Source organism: Methyloversatilis sp., from assembly GCF_030696805.1.
GTDB lineage: Bacteria > Pseudomonadota > Gammaproteobacteria > Burkholderiales > Rhodocyclaceae > Methyloversatilis.
On record NZ_JAUYRO010000068.1, the window covers coordinates 1 to 23,340 of the forward strand.

General features: G+C 66.3%; 17 protein-coding genes. 6 read left to right on the forward strand and 11 right to left on the reverse strand.

The genetic code is table 11. From position 1 onward, the window contains the following. Nucleotides 1-146 precede the first annotated feature (146 nt). Both Q8R75_RS11955 and Q8R75_RS11960 read right to left on the reverse strand, forming a co-directional pair. Entirely contained in the window at nt 147-2,363 is a 2,217-nt protein-coding gene (locus Q8R75_RS11955) for a xanthine dehydrogenase family protein molybdopterin-binding subunit (protein WP_305611128.1), read from the reverse strand. 10 nt (nt 2,364-2,373) lie between these two features. Then, on the reverse strand, nt 2,374-2,832 hold the full coding sequence (locus tag Q8R75_RS11960) for a (2Fe-2S)-binding protein (RefSeq protein WP_305611126.1): 459 nt from the start codon (nt 2,830-2,832) through the stop codon (nt 2,374-2,376). A 133-nt stretch (nt 2,833-2,965) separates the two neighbouring features. On the opposite strand from Q8R75_RS11960, the gene Q8R75_RS11965 reads away from it, so the two are divergent. Then, nucleotides 2,966-3,880, forward strand: coding sequence for a LysR family transcriptional regulator (locus Q8R75_RS11965; protein WP_305611124.1), 915 nt, complete (start codon nt 2,966-2,968; stop codon nt 3,878-3,880). Nucleotides 3,881-3,903: 23 nt separating this feature from the next. On the opposite strand, the gene Q8R75_RS11970 is transcribed toward Q8R75_RS11965, so the two are convergent. The 3 genes from Q8R75_RS11970 to Q8R75_RS11980 are packed head-to-tail and all read right to left on the reverse strand — an operon-like array spanning nt 3,904 to nt 7,485. Next, entirely contained in the window at nt 3,904-5,610 is a 1,707-nt protein-coding gene (locus tag Q8R75_RS11970; RefSeq protein ID WP_305611122.1) for a VWA domain-containing protein, read from the reverse strand. Continuing rightward, nucleotides 5,594-6,448: a CbbQ/NirQ/NorQ/GpvN family protein gene (locus Q8R75_RS11975; RefSeq protein WP_305611120.1), complete on the reverse strand. Its 855-nt coding sequence runs from the start codon at nt 6,446-6,448 to the stop codon at nt 5,594-5,596. The genes Q8R75_RS11970 and Q8R75_RS11975 overlap by 17 nt, the downstream gene beginning before the upstream one ends. Further along, entirely contained in the window at nt 6,445-7,485 is a 1,041-nt protein-coding gene (locus tag Q8R75_RS11980; protein WP_305611118.1) for an aliphatic amidase, read from the reverse strand. Before Q8R75_RS11980 ends, Q8R75_RS11975 begins: the two co-directional genes overlap by 4 nt. 301 nt (nt 7,486-7,786) lie before the next feature. Between Q8R75_RS11980 and Q8R75_RS11985 the strand changes: the two genes are divergently transcribed. After that, the gene (locus Q8R75_RS11985) at nt 7,787-9,907 is read left to right on the forward strand and encodes a type IV secretory system conjugative DNA transfer family protein (protein ID WP_305611113.1); all 2,121 of its coding nucleotides are present in this window, start codon (nt 7,787-7,789) and stop codon (nt 9,905-9,907) included. Between the two features lie 37 nt (nt 9,908-9,944). Next, complete coding sequence (locus Q8R75_RS11990) at nt 9,945-10,862, forward strand: hypothetical protein (protein WP_305663672.1); 918 nt, start codon at nt 9,945-9,947, stop codon at nt 10,860-10,862. Between the two features lie 30 nt (nt 10,863-10,892). Here the strand turns inward: Q8R75_RS11990 and sulP are convergent, their stop codons facing one another. From sulP to Q8R75_RS12010, 4 genes are all read right to left on the reverse strand, one after another. Continuing rightward, nucleotides 10,893-12,584, reverse strand: a complete 1,692-nt coding sequence (sulP, locus tag Q8R75_RS11995) for a sulfate permease (protein WP_305611109.1) — start codon at nt 12,582-12,584, stop codon at nt 10,893-10,895. Nucleotides 12,585-12,771: 187 nt separating this feature from the next. Next, nucleotides 12,772-13,602: a spherulation-specific family 4 protein gene (locus tag Q8R75_RS12000; RefSeq protein WP_305611107.1), complete on the reverse strand. Its 831-nt coding sequence runs from the start codon at nt 13,600-13,602 to the stop codon at nt 12,772-12,774. Nucleotides 13,603-13,658: 56 nt separating this feature from the next. Continuing rightward, nucleotides 13,659-16,637: an EAL domain-containing protein gene (locus Q8R75_RS12005; protein WP_305611105.1), complete on the reverse strand. Its 2,979-nt coding sequence runs from the start codon at nt 16,635-16,637 to the stop codon at nt 13,659-13,661. A 230-nt stretch (nt 16,638-16,867) separates the two neighbouring features. Next, on the reverse strand, nt 16,868-17,443 hold the full coding sequence (locus Q8R75_RS12010) for a TMEM165/GDT1 family protein (protein ID WP_305611103.1): 576 nt from the start codon (nt 17,441-17,443) through the stop codon (nt 16,868-16,870). A gap of 182 nt (nt 17,444-17,625) precedes the next feature. Here Q8R75_RS12010 and Q8R75_RS12015 point away from each other — a divergent pair, with 182 nt between their 5' ends. Continuing rightward, nucleotides 17,626-18,531, forward strand: a complete 906-nt coding sequence (locus tag Q8R75_RS12015; protein WP_305611102.1) for a demethoxyubiquinone hydroxylase family protein — start codon at nt 17,626-17,628, stop codon at nt 18,529-18,531. Nucleotides 18,532-18,561: 30 nt separating this feature from the next. Here Q8R75_RS12015 and Q8R75_RS12020 read toward each other — a convergent pair whose 3' ends face one another. Continuing rightward, nucleotides 18,562-19,656: a lipocalin-like domain-containing protein gene (locus tag Q8R75_RS12020; protein WP_305611100.1), complete on the reverse strand. Its 1,095-nt coding sequence runs from the start codon at nt 19,654-19,656 to the stop codon at nt 18,562-18,564. Nucleotides 19,657-19,696: 40 nt separating this feature from the next. Then, complete coding sequence (locus Q8R75_RS12025; RefSeq protein WP_305625971.1) at nt 19,697-20,920, reverse strand: nucleotide disphospho-sugar-binding domain-containing protein; 1,224 nt, start codon at nt 20,918-20,920, stop codon at nt 19,697-19,699. 146 nt (nt 20,921-21,066) lie between these two features. On the opposite strand from Q8R75_RS12025, the gene Q8R75_RS12030 reads away from it, so the two are divergent. Further along, a complete protein-coding gene (locus Q8R75_RS12030) occupies nt 21,067-22,143 on the forward strand; it encodes a glycosyltransferase family 4 protein (RefSeq protein WP_305611096.1) in 1,077 nt (358 codons plus the stop codon). A 124-nt stretch (nt 22,144-22,267) separates the two neighbouring features. Beyond that, nucleotides 22,268-23,305: a PEP-CTERM sorting domain-containing protein gene (locus tag Q8R75_RS12035; RefSeq protein WP_305611095.1), complete on the forward strand. Its 1,038-nt coding sequence runs from the start codon at nt 22,268-22,270 to the stop codon at nt 23,303-23,305. Nucleotides 23,306-23,340: the final 35 nt, after the last annotated feature.

The window sequence follows — 23,340 nt, forward strand, 5'->3', positions numbered from 1 at the left end:
ATCGCTGCGCTCACCCCAACCTACGGGTCCTGCGCTTTTCTGTCCGGGTGATGTCGGGCATCGCTGCGCTCACCCCAACCTACGGACCGGACCGTGCGAAGTGCAACGTAGGTTGGGGTGAGCGCAGCGATGCCCAACACACCCGACTATGCCGTCTGCAACTGTTCGCCGATCGGTAGCGTGCGGATGCGCTTGCCGGTGGCTGCGTGCAATGCATTCACCAGCGCCGGTGCCAGCGGCGGCACACCCGGCTCGCCGACGCCGGTGGGCTTGGCGGCCGACTTCACGATATGCACTTCAACCTTCGGCATTTCGTTGATGCGCAACACCGGGTGATCACTGAAGTTCGACTGTTCGACGACACCGTCCTTGAGCGTGATCGACCCGGTCAGCGCGGCCGACAGCGCGTAGCCGATGCCACCTTCCATCTGCGCGGCGATCACGTCCGGATTGACCGCGATGCCGCAATCGACCGCGCACACCACGCGGTCGACCTTGAACGTGCCGTCCTTCTGCACAGTTACCTCGACCACCTGGGCAACGAAGCTGGCGAACGATTCGTGCACCGCCACGCCGCGGCCGCGCCTGGCGCCGTCCTTGGCCGGCGCCAGCGGCTTGTTCCAGCCGGCCTTCTCTGCCGCGAGTTTGAGCAGGCCGGCGTGGCGCGGATGCTTGTCGAGCAGCGCCATGCGATAGGCCACCGGGTCCTTGCCGGCAGCGCCGGCCAGTTCGTCGATGAACACTTCGGTCGCGAAGCCGGTGTGGGTCGAACCGACCGAGCGCCACCACTGCACCGGCACCTTCACTTCGGCGTTGGTGGTGTGCAGATCGACATGCAGGTTCGGGATGGCGTAGGGCAGCGTGGACGCGCCCTCGACCGACAACATGTCGATGCCGTCCTTGACCAGCATGCCTTCGAACGGTGAACCGGTGGCGATCGACTGACCGACGATGCGCTGCTGCCAGGCGACCGGCATGCCCCTGGCGTCGAGCGCGGCGCGCACCCGGTGCAGATAGATCGGGCGGTAGTAGCCGCCGCGCGTGTCGTCTTCACGCGTCCACACCAGCTTCACCGGCGCCCGGCCCTTGATGGCCTGCACGATCTGCGCGGTTTCGAGCAGGTAATCGGACTGCGGATTGGCACGCCGGCCGAAGCTGCCGCCCGCGTACACCATGTTGAGTTTCACCTGCTCGAGCTTCAGCCCGAACATCTTCGCCAGCGCGAACTGGTCGCCGGTGTGCAGCTGTTCGCCGTTCCACACCTCGCAGCCGGTGGCGTCGAGCGTCATGACGCAATTCAGCGGCTCCATCGATGCGTGGGCCAGGAATGGGAAGGCGAATTCCGCCTCGATCACCTTGCCCGCGGCACCCAGCGCCGCTTCGGCGTCGCCGTCCTTGCGCGCGGCCAGACCCGGCGTCTGCGCCAGTTCGCGGTAGCGGGCGACGATGGCGTCGCTGCTGCCACGGTAGGCGGCGGATTCGTCCCACTCGATCTTCAGCGCGTCGCGGCCCTTCTTCGCGCTCCAGAAATCCTTCGCCAGCACGGCCACGCCATTCGGAATGGTGACCACGTCGGTCACGCCCGCGATGGCACGCGCCGCCTTGTCGTCGACCGATGCGACCTTGCCGCCGAAGCGTGGCGGGTGGGCGACCACGGCGGTCAGCATGCCGGGCAACTTCACGTCCTGCGTGAACACCGCGCGACCGGTGGTCTTGGACACGCTGTCCACTCGCGGTGCCGAGCGGCCGATCAGCGTGAAGTCCTTCGGGTCCTTCAGCTTCACCTCGGCCGGTACGGCCTGCCTCCCGGCGGCTTCCGCCAGTTCGCCGAAGCCGGCCTTCTTTCCACTGGCCGCATGCGACACGACGCCCGCCTTGACGCTGATCTGGCTGGCCGGCACTTTCCACTGTTCGGCGGCAGCGGCCACCAGCATGGCACGCGCGGTGGCGCCGGCACTGCGCATCTGTTCGAACGAATTGGCGATGGCGGTGCTGCCGCCGGTGCCCTGTGCCGGGCCCCAGAACAGATTGTTGTAGCGTTTGGCATCAGCTGGCGCGCCTTCGACCTTCACCTTCGACCAGTCGGCGTCCAGCTCTTCGGCCACCAGTGTTGCCAGCCCGGTGTAGACGCCCTGTCCCATTTCGAGGTGCTTGGACACGATGGTCACCGTGCCGTCGCTGCCGATGCGGATGAAGGCGCTGGGCGAAAATTCGCCGTCGACCATGGCGCTGCCGGCCAGACCGGGACCTGCTGCGGGGGTGTCAGCCATGACCGGCGTGACGATGGCGAGCGCCAGACCGGCGCCGCCCTTCAGAAAACCGCGACGGGTCGTCTGGAATGCATTTTCGATCCTGAAGTTCATGGTGCGCTCCTCAAGCCAGTGATTTGGCGGCTTCGTGGATGGCCGCACGGATGCGTACATAGGTGGCACAGCGACACACGTTGCCGCTCATCGCGGCGTCGATGTCGGCGTCGCTCGGCTTGGGGTTGGTCGCCAGCAGCGCAGTGGCCGACATGATCTGACCCGACTGGCAGTAGCCGCACTGCACGACGTCCAGCTTCTGCCATGCCGCCTGCACGACTGCACCGACCTTCGCTTCGCCGACCGCTTCGATGGTGGTGATCTTCTTGCCGGCCACGGCCGACAGCGGCGTGACACAGGAGCGCGTCGGCTGGCCGTCGACATGCACCGTACAGGCGCCGCACATCGCAATGCCGCAGCCGAACTTGGTACCGGTCATGTCGAGGCCGTCGCGCAGCGCCCACAGCAGCGGCGTGTCGTCGGGCATGTCGACCGCGACGTCGCGGCCGTTCAGATTGATCTTTGCCATGGGAATCCTCCGGGAAAGGCAGCAGGAGCGTTTGCGCTGCGCCAAGACGCACGCGAATGACGCAGCCGTATGCGATGGACTGCACGGTATCCGCTTTGTTTTATTAGATCGACTGGTTAATCTTGCAAGACCTATGAAGCCATACTTAAAGATAGACGCTGCCATCCTGCCCGCGCTGACCGCCTTCGAGTGCGTCGCGCGCAACGCCGGTTTTTCACGCGCGGCGGCCGAACTGGGCGTGTCGGCGTCGGCGCTTTCGCAGTCGGTGCGCGGGCTCGAACAACGCCTCGGCGTGCGTCTGCTCACCCGCACCACGCGCCGCGTCGCGCTGACCGAAGAGGGCGAACGGTTCTACGACGGCGTGCGCGTCGGACTGGACGAACTGGGCAGCGCGCTCGAACTGCTGGCGCAGTCGCGCGGCCAGGCCACCGGCACGGTGCGCATCAACATGCCGCGCGTCGCCTACGGCCTGCTGATTGCGCCGCATCTGGCCAGCTTCGCCGTGCACCACCCCGAAGTCGGGCTCGAATTCGCGCTCGACGACGGCCTGGCCGACATCGTCGCTGCGCGCTTCGATGCCGGCATGCGGCTGGGCGAAAGCATCGAAGCCGACATGGTGGCGGTGCGCATCGGCGCCGCGCAACGCATGATCACCATCGCCGCGCCGGATTACCTCGCCCGGCGCCCGGCGCCGCGCACGCCCGAAGACCTCGCCGCGCATGAGTGCGTGCGCTACCGCTATCTGTCGAGCGGGCGCACCGCGCGCTGGGTGTTCCAGCGCGACGACCGCACGCTCGAAGTGGAAGTCGGCGGCCGCTTCATCGTCAATGACGCCGAGGCCGAAATCGACCTCGCCTGCCGCGGTTTCGGGCTGGCCCAGTCACTGGAATCGCTGGTCGCCGCCGATCTGGCAGACGGCCGCCTGGTGCGCGTGCTCGAACCGTTCGAAATGCCGCTGTCCGCCTTTCATCTGTACTTTCCGAGCCGCGCGCAGATGCCGGCGCGGCTGCGCGTATTCATCGACCACTTTCAAGGTGCGAATGGGTGAGGGGCAAGGAGCAAGGAGCAAGGTCAGAACTTGCCGGTGGCGGTCTGCATCTGGCGGATGAGCAGGTGCGGCAGATGTTCGGGCGCACGCAGTGCGACGTAGCCGCCGGTCGGGAAGATGCGGCGCAGCGTTGATGAGGCGCCGTCGGGTGCGCTGTGCAGGCAGGCGACGGCGACGCCCGCGCGCCGTGCCTCGTTCAGTGCGTGCGCGAGGTCTTCGGTCAGGTAGCGCGGATCGTGAATGTCGACGTCGTGCGGCTCACCGTCGGTCAGCAGCAGGATGAGGCTGCGCGACCGGATCGGCATCTGTGCCGTGGCGTGACGCAGCGCCGCGCCCATGCGGGTCGAGCCGGCGCTGACCAGACCGCCGGCGCGCGCCAGCACGGCGTCGTCGCCGGTCCTCTCTGCACGGTCCTTCACGCGCTGCACGCGCACGCGATGGCGCGTGTCGGATGCGAAGGCCTGCACGATGCAGCGATGTCCGGTTGCCTCCAGTGCCGCGGCGGCAAGCAGCGCGGCTTCGCGCAGCGTCGCCAGCACCGTGCGGCCGGATGGCAGCGACAGCGCGGTCGAGGCGGAGGTGTCGATCAGCAGCAGTACGTCGAGCGATTCGACCCGCGCCGCGCTGTCGCGGTAGAGCCGATGCTCCGGGTCGCGTCCGGCGCGCAGCGCGATGCCGGCGTCGATCAGTGCACCGGTGTGCAGCAGATCGCCGTCCTTGCTGCGCCCCTGGGTCGGACGGCGGTCCGACATGGCAGACGCCTGCAGCAGGCGCACCGTGCGCGCGAGGTGGCGCTCAAGTCCGGCGCGCAAGGCCGAGGCGTCCGACCGGGGAGCCTGCGCTTCAATCACGGTGCACCAGTCGGGCCGCGTGCGGCCGATCAGCCGATCCCATTCCGGATAGGTCACGGTGCGCAGCGCCGATTCGATCTGCAGCACGCTCGCCGCAGCGTCACCGGCGTCGCTACCCGGTGCGCCCTGCGGCGGCGGGCGTTCGAAGGTCGTGTCGGCGTCGTCGTCGTCCGACGCGCCGTTTGCATCCGGACGTTCCTGCTCCAGCGGAGTGGCTGATGGCGGCAGCATGTCGTCACGCGGCCACAGATGATGGTTGTCGTCGCGGTAGGCCACGGGTTCGATCTGCCAGCCACCGGGGTTCAGGCGCAACCGCATCTGGCCGACGTCGTTCCCGAGCCGGGATGCGATGTCGCGCAACTGAGCCGGTGTTTCAAGGGCCAGTCGCCCGTCCGGCGTGAAGAACAGGCCGCGTACCCTGGCCATCCATGCGTGGCCATCCTCGTGCGCCGGCTCGAACAGGCAGCGCGACAGCCGCGCCAGCAGCGCTTCGGCACCGTTGCCCCAGCTGGCATCGGCAACGTGGTGCGGCGCCCACAGCCGGCGCAGCCCGGGCAGCGCCTGCATGGCCAGCCATTCGACGCGCGCGTCTTCGAGGATTTCGAGCAAGGCGCGCTGCACCGGCTTGAGCCGGGCGCGCTCGAACGGCTCGCCGCCGAAGCTCAGATGCGCGGCCGCGTGCGCGGCACGGGCGCGCTGCAGTGCTGCGTCGCCCGTGGCCGGCAGATGCAGCACCGGCCGGCTGCCTTCGATGCCCAGTATCGGACGCGCCGTGTCATGGGTCGCCGGCAGCGCCGCCAGCCGCGGTGCGACGTTCCACAGCGCGCGCAGGTAGAGCGACAGCGCGCGCGAACTTCCGGGGTCAGGCGAAGCTGGCATCGATGGCCGCGATCAGCGCCGCTGCGACCTCGCGGTCGTCGGTCAGCGGGCCGGCAACCGCCTGCCGGCAGGCGGAACGCGCCGACAGGCCCTGCGCGATCAGCGCGCCGGCGTGGATCAGCATGCGGGTGCTCGCCCCTTCGTCGAGCCCGTCACCGGCCAGCCGCCGCGTGCGTTCGGCGAGCGCCACCAGCTGGCGCGCGGTGCCGGCCTCGACACCGCTTTCGTGCATGACGATGGCGCACTCGTGCGCGGCGTCCGGATAGCCGAATTCGAGCGCGGTGAAGCGCTGCCGGGTCGACGGCTTGAGCGTCTTGTGCAGGCCGTGGTAGCCCGGGTTGTACGACACGACCAGCCGGAAATCCGGGTGCGCGTGGAGCAGCTCACCGGTCGCGGCCAGCGGCAGCTGGCGCCGTGCGTCGGTCAGCGGATGGATGAGCACGGTGGTGTCGGCGCGCGCCTCGACCACTTCGTCGAGATAGCAGATCGCGCCGAAGCGTACCGCGCGCGTCAGCGGGCCGTCCTGCCAGCGCGTGCCTTCGGCGTCGAGCAGAAAGCGCCCGATCAGGTCGCCCGCGGTAAGGTCTTCATGACAGGCGACGGTGATGAGCGGGACGCCGAGCTTCCACGCCACGTATTCGACGAAGCGCGTCTTGCCGCAGCCGGTCGGGCCCTTGAGCATGACCGGCAGGTGCCGCGCATGCGCCGCCTCGAAGGCCTCGACCTCGTCGCCGGCGGCCGTGTAGTACGGCTCGTCGGCGACGCGCCAGTCTGACAGCGTATCTGCGCCCGTCGCACCGTTCGCCAGCCGCAGGTCTGCGGTCGCGGGTGAAATCACCTGTGGCCGATCGTGGCCGGATTGGGCAGCCCTTCGATCGGACATTCTTCGGTGCCGACGGTGTCGCGCGTGAACGCTTCGACCGCCTTGCGCGTGCCTTCCGGATCGTTGATCCACTTCGAGTAGAAGTCGTACGGGCAGGCGGCGACGCCCTTGTCGCCTTCGCGCGAATTGATCAGGCCGGTGTAGCCGCGGTGCAGCAGCTTGAACAGGTGGTTTTCCGACTGACCGTTCTTGCGGAAGTCGCGGATCAGGCTCTTGGACAGCGCGGCGTACTGCAGGCCCATTTCTTCTTCGCCGCATTCGCCCAGCGTGCGGCCGTCGAATCCGATGATGGCCGAGTGGCCGAAGTAGGAGTACACGCCATCGAAGCCGGCCGCGTTCGATACCGCGACATAGACGTTGTTGGCGAAGGCCATCGCCTTCGAAATCATGATCTGCTGCTCCTTGGCCGGGTACATATAGCCCTGGCAGCGCACGATCAGTTCGGCGCCCTTCATCGCGCAGTCGCGCCAGATTTCCGGGTAGTTGCCGTCGTCGCAGATGATCAGGCTCACCTTCAGACCCTTGGGGCCCTCGGACACATAGGTGCAGTCGCCCGGATACCAGCCTTCGATCGGCACCCAGGGCATGATCTTGCGGTACTTCTGCACCACCTCGCCCTGGTCGTTCATCAGGATGAGCGTGTTGTACGGCGCCTTGTTCGGGTGCTCCTCGTGCTGCTCGCCGGTCAGCGAAAACACGCCCCATACCCTGGCCTTGCGGCAGGCCTCGGCAAAGATCGCCGTCTCGTCGCCGGGCACGGTGGTCGCCGTGTCATACATTTCCTTCGAGTCGTACATGATCCCGTGCGTGCTGTATTCCGGGAAGATGACGAGATCGAGACCGGGCAGGCCGGCTTTCATGCCGATCAGCATGTCGCCGATCTTGCGTGCGTTGTCGAGCACTTCCGCCCTGGAGTGCAGACGCGGCATCTTGTAATTGACAACCGCGACGCCGACCGTGTCCTTGCTGCTCGAAATGTCTCCGTGGTGCATGAAATCCTCGCTGGCAGAATGGAATCAACTGCCCATTGTGCGAACGTCGGTTCGCGCGCCAATACGTCGATTGACGTATCGGGCAGCGTGTCATGGTGCCTTCCGATCGGTCGGTCGTGTGCCGCAAGCCTTGCGCGTGCGCGCCAGCGCCCGCAGACTCCCCCCGGGGCGGTCAGCCCCGTTCGACAACTCGATACAAAAAACTGGTGCATCCGCGACAACAGGACGACACGGAGCCGGGACGGACACGTCGCCGTTCCCGAGCCGATGCGGATTGCCGATCAACCGGGAGTCACTACGCATGGAGTTCTTCTTCAGACTGTTCAGCATCGGTATCTTTCTGGCCGGGTTTGCAGCGCTCGGATTCTTCTGGCATCGCAGAAAGCTGGCGGGCGCCGACTCGGCCTCGGTGCCGGCGGACTTCGCCGCCTTCCTGCCGCAATGGTTCAGGCAGCATTTCGTGGCGCTCATCGTGGGCGTCATCGCAACCTGGATGCTCGATGTCCTCGGAAGCGCCATCGTGCTCGGGATCTGCGGCTGGCTGTGGTTCAAGCCCAAGGGTGCCGAAAAGGTGACCTACTCGAAGGAAAAGGATCTGAAGAAAAAGGCCGACGAAGCGGCCGAGCAATGGCTGCAAAGCCTCGGCCCGACCCATGCGGCGCGCGTGCCGGTCATCGATGCCCTGTTCACCGAACGGTCGCAGACGCTTGATGTGAGCCACTACTCCACCTGGCAGTACGCGGGCGAGAACGACCGCTGGATGGACGCCTACTACTGGACAACCGTCAGCCGCAGCCTGGCGGCCATGGACAACAAGGAACGCGAGTTCCTGCGCATCGCCGAACTGCTGAACAGTTCGGCTGACGGCAAGAATCCGCTCTACCGTGGCTGGCGATTTGCGCTGGTGTGGTCACAGGGCAAGGGAACCAGCGGCGCGTCGCAGTGGAATCTGGGCAATGCAAACAACGAGGCCAAGACACCGCGTCAGGCGCTCGACCATGCGGTCGAGCGACTCCATTTTTCGGTCGACAACGTCATCACGAAAATCCTGAGCCATCTCGCCGAACTGAAGGGCAAGCCCGATCTGCCGGCCGGCATCCTGGAGCTGGTGCAGGAAGCCAGCGACCAGTTGATCGGCGGTGGCAGCACCTGGCTGCGGCCGGCCGACATCGGCAAGACCGTGTTCGCTGCATCGGGCGATTTCCCGCTCCACATCGGGTCGTTTGCCGACGGCACGCCGCTGACCTATTCGGGGGAAGGATCGATGGTCACCATCGCACCGCCCGGGTCGGGCAAGACGCAGTGCAACGTATTTCCGAATCTGCTGGCCTGGGCCGGGCCTGCGGTGGTGCTCGACGTGTCGGGTGACATTTACGAGAACACCAGCAAATGGCGCGCCGAAAACGTCGGGCCGGTGTTCCGTTTCAATCCGCTCGAACCGGACCAGAGCCACCACTACAACCCGCTCGCCTTCGTGCGCAGCGCACCGGAATTCATCTGGGAGGACGCGCGCCTGCTGGCAGACATGATGATCGTGCCGAGCGGCGCCGCCGATCCGTTCTGGGAGAACGAGGCACGCACCGTGCTGTGCGCGGCCATCGCCAACGTGTGCTACCAGAACCCGCCCGAAAAGCGTCCGATGCATGCGGTGCTCGACGTGATGTTCGGCGGCGAGGCCTGGAACACCATGATTCTGGAGCTGACGACCGCGGTGGACGTGCGCGTCATGATGCAGACCGCCACCGCGCTCGGCGAAATGCCGGAAAAGACCCGCTCCAGCGTGCTGCAGACGGCTCGTTCCAGCCTCAACGCATGGACGGGCGAGCGCGTGGCGCGCATCACCGATCGCTCTGACTGGAGCCCGGAAGATCTGCGCAGCGGCAGCAACCCGACCATCTACATCGTCGTGCCGCCCAATGCAGTCGAATCCTATCTGTCGCTGCTGCGCGTGTTCATCGGCCAGCACATCCGCATGCTGACCGGCGGCAAGGTTCCGGCGCGCGGTTCGGCACCGATCCTGATCATGCTCGACGAGCTGCCGCGCCTGAAGGAAATGCCACCGGTCGATGAAGCGCTCAACATCGGCCGCAAGTACGGGCTGCGGCTGTGGATGTTCGCGCAGAGCGTGGGGCAGTTGCGCAACGCCTACAAGAACGCCGATGGCATGCTGGGAAGCTGCGCGGTACGCATCTTCATGAACCCGACCGGCGCCGACGGCCTGGCCGAACGGCTGTCGGACGAGATCGGCTTCGTCGATGCGCTCGATGGTTCGCGCAAGAAGCTGGTCGAAGCGTCGGAACTGGCCGGACCCAACTACCGCGAACAGCAGATCGTGCTCGGTCTGGCGACGCGTCCGGCCAAGGTCAGCAAGGACTATGCGTGGCGCAACGAAGGCCTGAAGGCGCGCATGGGCAGCGTATGAAACCGGGCCATGGCGGCCAGTCAACCGGAGTGACCCGATGAGCCATCCCGACTATCGGCTTGAACTGGAACGGCTTGCGATACAGCGCGGTGTGCTGTTGAACGAACTTGCGATTTCACGGCAGGCTGCCGAGCTGGCACCGCACCCCGGCCATGAGATCGTACCGTCGTCGCGCGTGCCGGAAGTGATCACGGCCGATATCGCGCGGGTTGACGCGCAGATCGAACAGACGACGAAGGACCTGGTGCTCGCCCGACAGGAGCTGAATGAACTGGTCAAGGTCGATGAAGAACGGCAACGCCTGGAGAGCTTTGCAGTGCTGGCGGAGAACGCTGCAAAGATCATTGAACCGGACCTGCCGCCAACGCTGAACACCGAGGTTCAGATCGCACCCGGCATCAACACCGATCAGGCCTTTCAAGCCGCGGAAACACCCAGTCCGCTGGATGCCATGCTGATGATGGGGGCACTTGCAGCGGGTGTGCTGACGTCGAAGCAGCAGGAAATCAAGGTGCCGGAGGCACCGCAGCCGGCCGAGCTGGCGCTTGAGCCGTCGCAGCAGCCTGTCGCACCGCAGGAACGAAGTCTTTCGGAGACGGGCGTCCATGAGCTGCCCGGCGGCGCAACCTTTCAGGAACAGCCTGCCGCAATTCTCGCGATGTCGCAGCAGGTCCGGATGGATGTCGCCCCGGCCATCGCAGCCATCGACGAGAAGTACGAACAGAAGAAGCAGGAACTTGACGGCAAGCTTGCCACGCTGCAGGAGAAGTTCGACGAGCGCCATGCCGACAAGAGCGCCGACGAGAAGCTGGCGCTTCAGGCCAAGCTCGACAAGCAGTTCGAGGAATTGCGCGCACAGCTCGAAAAGGCGCAGGAGCAGGAGCGGCAACGGGCGCTCGACGCGCAGGCCCGGCAGATGGCCGACCTCGCCAGGAACCGTGACGACGGCCGGTAGCGACGCAAACCGATCCGGTGGCTGGCGCCGTCAGACGTAGGACACGCACGGTTTGCCGGGCATCACCGTCTGCGCCCGCAGCAGCGCATCGGTCAGATTGCCGGCAATGTTCTCCTGGCCCAGCTGGTCGGCGAAGCCCGAGCGACGGATCAGCGAACCCGGCTGTTCGTTCAGGTCGCACAGGATGAGCGTGGCGCCGCGCCGGGCGAGGTTGCGCTGCAGCGTCTGCAGGATGTCCAGCCCAGTCGTGTCCACGCTGATCACCTTTTCCAGGTCGAGGATGACCGCGTCCGGGTGACCGTCCTGCATCAGCAGCAGGTTTTCCAGCTTGTTGGCGGCGCCGAAGAAGAGCGAGCCGGTCAGCCGGTAGGCCAGGATGCGCGGCGTGCCATCGGGCCGGGCGAGCGCCTCGACGCCGTAATGTTCCTCCAGCGGCAGGCGCTCGATGCGCGTCAGGTCGGACATGCGGTAGATGAAGAACAAACTGGCCAGCGCCATGCCCAGTTCGACCGCCAGTGTCAGGTCGAACACCACGGTGACGAAGAAGGTCGCCAGCAGGATGGTGCGATATGGCGTCGAGTAGCGCGCCAGTTCCTTCGGCGCGAAGGCGTGCCATTCGCCCATGTTGACCGCCACGACGACGACGATGGCCGACAGTGTGGCGAGCGGAATGTGGCTGGCCAGCGGCGCCAGCGCCAGCACGATGATCAGCAGCACGCCGGCGTGGATGATGCCGGCCACCGGCGTGCGGCCGCCGGTGCGCACATTGGTCGCGGTGCGCGCAATGGCGCCGGTGGCGGCGAAACCACCGAACAGCGGGGCGGCGACATTGGCGATGCCCTGCGCCATCAGTTCCTGGTTCGGGTCGTGCCGGTCGTCGATCTGGCTGTCGGCGATGCGCGCCGACAGCAGCGATTCGATGGCGCCCAGCAGCGCGATGGTCAGTGCCGGTGCGATCAGCTTGCCGAGCAGGCCGAACGACAGCGCCGGCAGGCCGATGTCCGGCAACTCGCTTGGAATGCCGCCGAAGCGGCTGCCTATGGTGTCGACAGGAAGCTGGATGAAGGCATTCACCGCCGTTGCGATGACCAGCACCGCCAGCGGACCGGGCAGGCGACGCATCCACGCCACCTGCTTTGCCAGCTGGTTCCAGCCCAGCAGCACGGCCAGCGACGCGCACGACAGCGCGAGCGTGGCGCCGTCGAGCGTCGGCAGCGCCCGATAGAGCGCTTCCATCTTGCCGAAGAACTCGCCCGGCAGGCTGTCGACACGCAGGCCGAGGAAGTCCTTGATCTGCGATACGAAGATGACGACCGCGATGCCGTTGGTGAAGCCGATGACGACCGACAGCGGGATGAAACGGATCATGCTGCCGAGCCGGAACGCGCCCATGGCAAGCAGCATGACGCCGGACATCATCGTGGCGATCAGCAGGTTCTGCACGCCGTAGTCGACGACGATGGCGTAGATGATCGGTATGAAGGCGCCGGTCGGACCACCGATCTGCACCCGCGAGCCGCCCAGCGCCGAAACAAGGAAACCGGCGACGATGGCGGTCCAGATGCCGGCGGTCGGCGACATGCCGCTGGCGATCGCGAACGCCATGGCCAGCGGCAGCGCGAGCACGCCGACCGTGATACCCGCCGACAGGTCGCCCGAAAATTGCCCGCGGTCATAGCCGCGCAGCGTGTCAAGCAGTTTGGGTCGGAACTGGATGTTCATGAAATCTCCGCATCGAAAAGGATTGCCATGCGATGTGCGGAGAAAGTCGCCCGCGACCGGCATGCTGCAGCGCCACCCAGCGCCGTGTGGGCGTCAGCAAGGTGGCGGGTCGGGAAGTGGGCATGCGTCGATTCTCAGCCCGGGGCGCGGGCTTGTCCAGCGCGACCGGCCTGACGCGGCGCCAGGCTCAGTGCCCGCCCCGACGGCTTCGTCGCGTCAGGCGGGAAGCGATCAACGCCAGACCCGCCAGCAGGCCGGCCCATGCGGAGGGCTCCGGCACGGCGGCCGCGTGGGCGGTTTCCGCTGCCCAGTAAGACGGCAGCGTGTCCCACGGGTTGTCGCCCCGGTCATCGGTGACATAGACGTGGCCAATGTTGTGCGCCCGCGCCGTGTCGATGACGGCGCGCATCGCGTCGGCATCCGCCACGTCATAGATCAGATGCGCGAAACGCGAGGCGTCGTGCACCGCGGTCCACGCATCCGGCTGGTAGCCGGCGTATTCGGCGGCCGGACTTTCGAAGGTGACCAGCACGTCGGCGGTCGCCAGCCAGGACTCGGGCGTCTGCGTGCCAGGGTTGGCGACGATGTGGTTACGCTCGAAGCCGCCCTTGATGTAGGCGTGCAGCGACTGGTAATAGCCGAGGTGCTGCGCGAGATTCGACACCTCGTCGAGAAAGATGCCATCGACGCCGTACTGGGCGTAATAGAGGTCGATCTCGGCCTTCACCAGCGCTTCGCTGCGCGCGCCATAGCCGGTGTACACATAGCCGATCAGGCGACCGCCGGCCGCCTGGAAGGCATTTGCCACGGCTGCGTAGTCGCCGTCAAAGGCCGCACCGGGGCCGCTGTCGGGGTTCAGGATGGCGGTGATTGCCACGTCCGGCGCGGCCTCGGCAAGCGTCTGCCAGTAGGCGACGCCATCATCCACCGGATAGAAGTAGGCGGGTACCAGCAATTCGAGGGCGTGGGCGGTGTGACTGCTGAACATGATGAAGGCGCTGGCGATGAGCTTTTTCATGACGACTCCGGATCGGGCGATGCAGAGATCATCCGGTCATTGTGCGGCCTTGTCGATCAAAGCGGCTGCGGCCCCTGTTCGAGGAAGGCTTCGAACGCCTCGGCGGTGAGCGGACGGGCGAACAGATAGCCTTGCGCATAATCGCAGCCAGCCTGGGTCAACAGGTCGCGCTGTCCGGCAGTTTCCACGCCTTCGGCGATCACCTTGATGCCCAGCTTGTGCGCCATGACGATCATTGCCTCGCACAGCGCCAGCTCGCTCGAATGCGGCGCCAGGCCCTGCACGAACGAGCGATCGATCTTCAGGTAATCGATGGCGAACTTGTTCAGATAGGACAGCGACGAATAGCCGGTACCGAAATCGTCCAGCGACACCTGGACATGCGCTTCGCGCATGCGACGCAGCTTGTCGAGCACCTGCGCATCGGCGTCGAGCAGCGTGCCTTCGGTGATTTCGACCGTGACCAGTTCGCCGGTCGCATCGGCCTGAAGGAGCACATCGACGATGTCGGGATACTGCGACTTCTTGTTGCGGAACTGCACCGGTGACTGATTCACGCTGATCTGCACCGGTTCGTCGAACTGCTGCTGAAGATAGAGCGCGAAGGCCAGCGCGGTGCGCGCGATCCAGTCGCCCAGCTCCATGATGAGGCCGGTCTCTTCGGCAATCGGAATGAAATCGGCCGGCGAAACGATGCCCCGCTCCGGGTGATTCCAGCGGATCAGCGCCTCGGCTTTGCGTGTCTGCCCGGTCGCCAGATCGACGATGGGCTGATACTCCATGTAGAACTGCTTTTTCGCGATGGCCTCGTGCATGTCGCCGACCAGACGCATGCGCTTTTCCGCACGCTGCTGCATCGACGGCGTGAAATAGCTGAGACGGTTGCGGCCCAGATGCTTGGCGTCATACATCGCCTGATCCGCCTGCTTGAGCAGATCTTCGATGCAGCGCGCGTCATGCGGATAGAGCGTGATGCCGATCGAGGCCGTCACGTAAGCCAGTTCCGATTCGAGATGGAAAGGGCGCTGCAGGGCGTCGAGAATGTTCTGCGCGATGCGCTCAGCCGTGCCCATGTCGTCTAGCCCGGACACGACAATCGTGAATTCGTCGCCGCCCAGACGGGCCACGAGATCGGTCTCGCGCAGACAGGACGACAGGCGCTGCGCCGCCAGCTGCAGCAGCAGGTCGCCGCGGTGGTGACCGAGCGTGTCGTTGATTTCCTTGAAGCGGTCGAGATCGATGAACATGACCGCCAGCGGCTGACCGGTGCGGCGCGACTGGCGTATCTCGTGATCGAGCCGGTCAAGCAGCATGAGCCGGTTGGGCAACTGCGTCAGTGCATCGTAATTGGCCTGACGCCAGATGATGTCCTCGGTCTTCTTCTTCTCGTTGATGTTGCGCACGATGCCCAGCAATGCTGGCGCACCCTGGAAGATGAAACGCGAGGCGATCAGTTCGATCCAGACGACCTCGGAACCGCCTTTGCGCAGGAACTTGGCCTCGTATTGACGCACCGGTTCGATGGCACCGCTGATGCGCTGGACGAAGCGTTCGGTCCACAGTTCGAGAAAGTCCGGGTGCACGATCTGGTCGAAGGGCAGGCCGGTGAATTCATCGGGCGCGTAGCCCAGCATCTGCGGCAGCGCCGGGTTGCTGAACACGAAGCGGAAGTCCTGCGACACGAACACGCCGTCGGCCATCGCATTGAGCAGCGCGCGGTGGCCGAACTCGGCGGCTTCCAGTTCCATCAGCACACGCCGGCGATCGGTCACATCGGTGTGCGTGCCGACCATGCGCAGCGGCTCACCTGCGTCATCGCGGCTGACGATCTTGCCGCGATCGAGTATCCAGCGGTACGCACCGTCCTTGCAGCGCACGCGGTGCTCGTTGATGAAGGACGCCGTCTCGCCGCGCAGGTGTGCCTGCACATCCGCCATCACCGACGGCATGTCATCCGGATGCACGCGCGACGACCACTCGGACAGGTCCGAGCCGATCTCGTGCTCTTCGAAGCCCAGCATGCTTTTCCAGCGCCGGCTGAAGAAAACGGTACTGTCGCGAATGTTCCAGTCCCACAGTCCGTCGCCCGAACCTTCGATGGCAAATTTCCAGCGGATTTCGCTGTCGAGCAGTTTCTGCTCGGCGCGCCGTTGCGACGTCAGATCGCGCCAGGTGGTGATGAACACCCGGCGGCCCTGCATCGTCAGCGCGGTGAGCAGCACTTCGATGACCAGCGTGTCGCGGTAAGGACTGCAGATGGCCCACTGGAAACGGTGGCTGCCTTCGCGCGCAGCGATGGCATTCATTTCCAGGGCCTTCTCGGCCGAATCGCGCCCGTCCGGCTGCCGCCGCGGTGAAATGTCGGCCGGGCTGAGAGCACGGATTTCGTCCCGATGCGGATAACCGAGCATTTCCATGGCTGCCGGATTCCAGTCGAGGAACACGCCCGACGCAGGATCGAGCAACAGCATCGGATCGGCGATCTTGTCGAACAGCAGCTTGAAGCGCCTGTCGTCTTCGGCGATCAAGGTGACGTGCCTGAGCGCGCGTATCAGCTCGAACTGGTCCATCACCATCCGGGCCAGCGCCTGCAGCTGGCTGATCGCATGCGCAGTGAGCTGGCGGGGCTGACGATCGGCGATGCACAGCACGCCGAGGGCGCGGCCGTCGTCGGCCCTGAGCGGCACGCCGGCATAGAAGCGCAGCCCGAGCGGGCCGGTGACCAACGGGTGTTCCCGCTCGACCGGCGACTCGAGGGCGTTTTCGACGATGTAGGGACCGTCCTGCTGGATGGCGGACGAGCACAGGCCGTGGCAGCGCGGAATCTCGCGTACATCGAGGCCATGCGCCGACTTGAACCACAGACGGTCGGCATCGACCAGGGTGACGAGGGCCAGCGGCACCTGCATGAGTTCGGCGGTCAGCGCGGTGATGTGGTCAAAACGCTCATCGCGCGGCGTATCGAGTATGTCGTAGCGCCTCAGCGTGTCGAGACGTTTCGACTCCTCATCAATGGACGTATCCCTGTCGTGCATGCTGAATGTGTATTGCCTGCCCCGTTGACGGTTCTTTCCCGCGCGCCTGCCGCCGTTGTGCCATTCAGAAGGACATCAGACGACGGATCCGCACAAACTGCCGGCGTTGCCCGGGTGACCCGTGGAACGAAATATGCCGGTGCAGTTCAGGCGCAAAGCGTCTCGTGCAATCATTATCGGAAAAATTTCACGCTTCCTTGAACGGCTGCATCGGGTGTTGCGTTGTGAAACTACTCGAGCAGTCGATCGACACCCAGCAGGGTCAGCACGCCCAGCGTGGCAAAGATCGTGGCAGCGATGCCGTGCACGAGCTTCATCGGAATCTTCGCACCGAAGCGGTCGCCGACGAACACCGCCGGCACATCGGCGATCAGCATGCCCAGCGTGGTCCCCATGACAACGAGCAGCGGACTGGCGTAGTGCGCCGCCATGGCGATGGTGGCGATCTGCGTCTTGTCGCCCATTTCGGCCAGGAAGAAAGTGACCAGCGTGGCGCCGAACACGCCGAAGCGCGCGGCGACCTTCGTTTCCTCCTCCTCGATCCGGTCCGGGATAAGCGTCCAGATGGCCATGCCGATGAAGGACAGACCGAGCACCCAGCGCAGCACTTCCGGGCTCAGCACCGAGGTGATCCAGCCGCCGAGCGCGCCTGCCAGACCGTGATTGACCAGCGTCGCGCACAGGATGCCGGCGATGATGGGCAAAGGTTTCCTGAACCGTGCTGCCAGAATGAAGGCCAGCAACTGCGTCTTGTCGCCGATTTCGGCCAGTGCGACCACGCCGGTCGACACAATGAAGGCTTCCATGATGCTTTCCGGTTTATCGGTCAGAGGGCGGCCGGGGCGCGAACTTAGCATGAATGGACAGCCGCCGGACCTACCGCCGCGGGTTGAACAAATGCCGGACGGGCGCGTCTGAGTGTCACCCCGGCGATTGCCGCGCCACTGTTCGTCGTTGCCACCTTTTGTCTTTCGAACCACGTTCCGCCATGACCCCAACCGATACCGATTCCGTGAACGGCCTGACCGTGCTCTACGACGGTGACTGCCCGCTGTGCCGGCGCGAAGTCGGTGTCTATCGCGGCCTGCGGCCGCTGCGGCCGCTGCACTGGGTGGATGTCAGCGACACGCAGGTGCCGCTGCCGACGGCCGGCGACCGGGCGAGCTATCTGGCGCGCTTTCATGTTCGGCGTGACAGCGGCGAAGTGCTCAGCGGCGCGCGCGCCTTCATCGCACTGTGGGCGGCCCTGCCCGGCTGGCGCTGGCTGGCCCGCGCGGGTGCGCTGCCGGGCGTGGCCAGCGTGCTCGAAGTCGGTTACCGGGGCTTCCTGCGTGTGCGCCCATCGATGCAGCGCGTCGCGCGCGCACTCGACACGCCCGGCGTGCCGGACGAACTCATCGGCGAACTGCGCTCCGACCATGCGGGTGAAACCGGCGCGGTGTGGATCTACCGCGGCATCCTCGCCGTGTCGCGCGATCCGGTCGTGCGCGAATTCGCGCAGCGCCACGGGGTGACCGAACAGCAGCACCTCGAACGCATCTCGGCCTTGCTGCCGCCCCTGCGGCGCAGCGTGCTGCTGCCCGGCTGGCGCGTTGCGGGCTTCCTGACCGGTGCACTGCCGGCGCTGTTCGGCGCGCGCGCGGTGTTCGGCACCATCGGCGCTGTCGAAACCTTCGTCGACCACCACTACCAGCAGCAGATCGACCGCCTGCCGGACGACGGCCGCCACACTCAACTGCGCGCGCTGCTGGTCGAATGTCAGGCCGATGAATGCGCCCATCGCGACGAAGCGCTGAGCCATGGCGACCGGCCCGACGGCTGGCTGATGCGCACCTGGTGCGCTCTGGTGGGCAGCGGGTCGGCGTTTGCGGTGACGATTGCGCGGCGGCTCTGAGCACCGATCTGATCGCGATCGCCGGACCGGTCAGAGGCGCAGCGCGCCCGCGTAGCCGGTCAGCTCGAGATAGCCGCGCCCGACCGGGCGCCCCGCCTCCGATGCGTTGACCGCGCCTTCCCAGTAGATGGCGCCGCTGCTGGCGCGGCTGTCCAGTTCCTGGTCGTCCATCAGCGGCTGCAGGTCGAATCGGCGTGACCCGACACGAATGCTCATGGCGACCGGATAGCGGCCGCCGGTGCGCGGGCTGAGCCAGTTGCGCCGCACGCTGAATTCGATATCGGCCGGTGCGAACTGCCGCTCGCCGCGGGCGTCGCGCAGCGTCGCTGCCGCCCACATCGCGCGGCCCTCGCCATCGCGCATGCGGAACACCATCAATGCGCCGCCGTCATCCAGATTCAACCCCAGCCAGTCCCAGCCGGTTGCGCCGTCCGGCATCAGCGCGCTGGACCATTCATGGTCCAGCCAGGCGCGGCCGCGCACGCGCTGCCGGCGGCGACCGATGTCCAGCGTGCCGGCGACCGCGAGTTGCGGCCAGCTCAGGTAATGACTGGCATGCGCCGGGTCGGCTGCCTTCTGGCTGAAGCCGGCGTCACCCTGCCACAGCACCGGCTGGGTCGGCGTGAAGTCGAGTGCATAGCCGAAGTCAGGCGCAGCGATGCGCGCCGTCAGATGCTCCGGTGCAGGGTCGCGCCGCAGGCTCCAGTCGTCGATATGCACATCCAGATCGCTCACCGACGCCTCGGCGAGGCCGAAGCCGGCGCGCGCAATCTTCTGAGCATGCAGCAGGCGGCCGCGCGCGCCGTCCGACACGGCGGCATGCGCGAACAGGATCTGGCCCGGTGCGAAGCGACTGGCGCTGGCGTCGTGCGCCGGCTGGCGCACGCGGAAGAAGGTGAGCTGGAAGCCGACCGGCGCGGCGCCCTCGCGCTCCAGCCAGCCGGTGATGTACCACCACTCGATGCGGTGGCGCGGGTGCGCGCCGTGGTCGCGCGGCAGCGCGAGGGGCGTGCCGCGCACGACCGGATCGAACTCCGGGCCGTGCGCCAGCGCCGGCAGGGCGGCGAGCAGCGGCAGCTTGAGCAGCAGGCGTCGCAGCAAAAGGTCTGCGTGAGAGGGCGTCATGCGCCTTGGACGCCCGCCGCGGCAGGGGTTCCGCTGCCGGTCACGCCGCACCGTGCGCGAGGCACCGCTCCAGCGCGTCCACAACCTGTACCCCGGTATGGTCCGGTCGCACGCCGGCATGGCGCCCGGCCAGCGCCATCGCGGCCGCTGAGAATGAAGTGTCGTCGAGCAGCCTGCGCAACAGCGCCGGGTAGTCGGTACCGCGGCTGCCCGGCTCGACCATCAGCCCGATGCCGGCTTCGACCACGCGGCGACCCACCATGTACTGCTCCATGTGATTGGGCAGCACCAGTTGCACGCAGCCGGCCAGCGCGGCCGCGCTGACCGTGCCGACGCTGGCGTGCGACAGCACGATGCGCGCCTGCGCGGTGGCCAGGTCCATACGCACCGGCGCCGGTTCGAAACGGATGTTCGGCGCACCCAGTTCGCGCGCTGTCGCCGCCGACAGCCCTTTCGCATGTACCACACTGCGCAGCCCGGGCTGGCGCAGGGCCGCCATCAGCGCAGGGAAATCGGCATGCTCGGGCGACAGATAGGCAAACACCGGGATGCCCCCGCTACCGCCCTCGCCTTCACATTGAGGCCACTGCGGCACCGCGCCGGCGTCGTCGACGAAACTCGGGCCGACACGCACCACGCTGTCCGGATAGGCCGGGTAATGCGCCAGCTCCGGCAGCGAAGCAACGATGCACAGGGCGTCGGCGAACAGCGCGGTGAGCCGGGGCAGCGCGGGCTGATCCATCGCAGCGAGCGCGGCATTGACCGCACGCAGCACGGTGGCATCGCTGGCCGCGCAGGCGGCGCTATCGGCCGCGTCCCAGTAATGCAGCGCCGGAAACACATCGCCGAAGGCCGGCACTTCGAAACCGTTGCCGACAGCGGCCACCGGAAACCGGTAGGCGCGCGCCGCCAGCATCGCGCTCGGCGCGTGGTCGCACACCAGCAGATCAGGGCGACACAGGTCGAACATCGTGCGCCAGCCGGACAGCAACCCGGCCAGTCCGGCGGGGTCGAGCCAGCCGGCCGACGCCAGCACCGCTGAAAAATTGACCAGCCCGGGCGGTCTGGCCATGCGCGGCAGCCAGATCGGCGACTGCATCACGGCAAATCCTTCGCCGACCACGCGGCCGTGCGCGCGCGACAGATCCTTCAGCACAAACGTCACCTCATGGCCGCGCCGGCGCAGCTCGCGCGCCGTCAGCAGCATGCGGTCGAGGTGACCCATGTTGGCGCCGAGTTCCCACGCAAGCAGCACGCGGCTCACCGCGATACGCCTGTGCAAGAATCGCGCGTCCATTCCGACCGAGCGCAGGGGTTTTCCATGGTGTCCGATCCATCCGGCAATGACATGATGCAGGCGCAGAGCATACGGGCGCCGCACGCGCCCTGTCACGCGCCGGGCACCCGGGCATGACGGCGCGCCGTGTTGTGCTGTTCGTCACCCATGACCCGTTCTGGCGTCTGGGCGGCGGCGAGCGCACGCGCAATCTGGCGCTGGCCTGGATGCTGGGCCAGCTGTTCGACCTTCACCTTTTCTGCCTCGCGCCGGTCGGCGACGCCGACCGCAAGCGTCTTGCCGCACTGCGCGTGTCTGCCAAGCTGCATCCCTGCGCCGATGCGGAACCTGCAGCCGCCTTCAGCAGGCTGGCCGAAATCGTCAGCGAGATCGGCGCCCATGCCTGCATCCTTGCCAAGCTGCGGCTCGACTTTCTGGCCGACGCGCTGTCGCCCGGCGTGCTGCGCATCCTGGACACGCACGACCTGGTCAGCGACAACGTGGCATCGCGCGCGCGCGCCGGCCTTGAGCCCTGGGGCGGCATCGATCTGTCGTTCGATGAGGAAATGCAGCGGCTGGCCCGCTACGATCACGTACTGCTGATCCAGCAGGACGATGCGCGCCGCGTGGCGGCCGCCATCGGGTCGCGTGCGCTGTGCGTGCCGCACCCGGTAAGTTTCGCCCGTCAGCCGGTGCGGGCACAGGGCCGCGTGCTGGGCTTTGTCGCCAGCGGCTGGCAAGGCAATGTCGATGCACTGGACTGGTTCGCACATGAGGTCTGGCCGGCGCTGGATGGCGTGCCGACCGAGCTGCACGTGTGGGGGTCGGTGTGCCAGGTCTGGGCACCGCCCGCCGGGGTGACCGCCATCGCACACGGCTTCGTCGCGGACTACGCCGCCATCTGGGGCCGCATCGACGTCGCCATCAATCCGGTGCGCTGGGGGTCCGGCCTGAAGATCAAGAACGTCGAGGCGCTCGGCCATGGCGTGCCACTGGTCACGACGACCGAAGGCGCACGCGGACTGGATGACGACGCCGGCCGTTGCTTCCGTGTGGCCGACGATCCTGACCGCTTTGCGCGCCACTGCCGCGAACTGCTGGCGGATGCGGCGCTGCGCGAACAAACCGGCGCGCGAGGCCATGACTATGCGGCTCTGCACTTCTCGCCGCAAACCTGTTTCGCGCCATTGATTCGTGCGCTGTCAGTCTAGATCCGTCAGATTTTTTAACACTTTGGTAACAGAGCTTCACCATACCTCTGATTATTCGACCTTTTTTTTCAGGCCTTTTTTTTGCTTGGGTGGCTTCACACATCAACCCACACCGGAGAAGCCCATGGAAGCCAGACTTCCCAACGCAAAAACCATCGCCATCGCACTCGGTGCAGCCTTCAGCGCGCTGTCACTGCAGGCGCAGGCCAATCCGATCTCGGTCGACGCGCGCTACAGCCTCGGCGGCGGCCCGGAAATCATCGAACCGACGCTGACCGGCAGCAATGTTGACTACTACCTGTGGAAGGACACCCCCGGCGGCAACTCCGTGTTCTTCCATACCTACGGCTATGAAAGCGGCGGTCAGGCCAATTTCGGCGCGCGTTCGTCCGGCGAAGGCATCTTCACGGCGTGGAGCCGGGTCAGCTACAGCACGCTGGTGGATGTCACCGGCACGCAGGCAGTCCGCTTCGACTTCCGCGTCGACAACACCGAACTGGCTTTCTACAACGCCTTCATCGGCCAGACCGGCAGCAGCCGGCTCGAGCTGGTCATTAGCATTGACGGCACCGAGCTGACGCGTGAAGACATCCGCCTTGACCTGGCGGCGACCGGCACGATTACCTGTACCGACGCCGGCACCGGTCAGCTCGACAGCTACATCGAATGCCCGCCCTCGGCGCTGGCGAGCATTTCGCAGAACTCGCGCGACTTCTCGGCCGATCTGGGCATCCGCTCGGGCGACTTCACGCTGCAGTACGACATCATCGCCACCGTGTCCGGCAACATGCTGGGCGGCACCGATTGCAGCTCCTACGGCGAATTCGTCGAAGACGGCTACGGCAACGGCGCTATCCAGTTCGGCAATGTCGTCGAACAGCAACCCCAGTTCGCGGCCGCGACGGTTGATGGTGAAGAACCGATCCTGATCCCCGGTTTCGGTTGCAGCCCCGGCCAGGCGATCGCACGCAGCGGCGACCCCAACAACTTCTCGTTCGCCAATCCCGGCCCGCAGCAACTGGTGATTCCGGCGAACAACGCCTCGCCGTTCGCCATCACGCAGCGCGCGGTGGACAACACGGTGCCTGAACCGACGACCCTGGCACTGGCTGGACTGGCGCTGGCCGGACTGGCCGCGGCGCGACGACGCAAACCCGGCTGATTTCACGACAGCCTTCACACAACGGCACCTGCGGG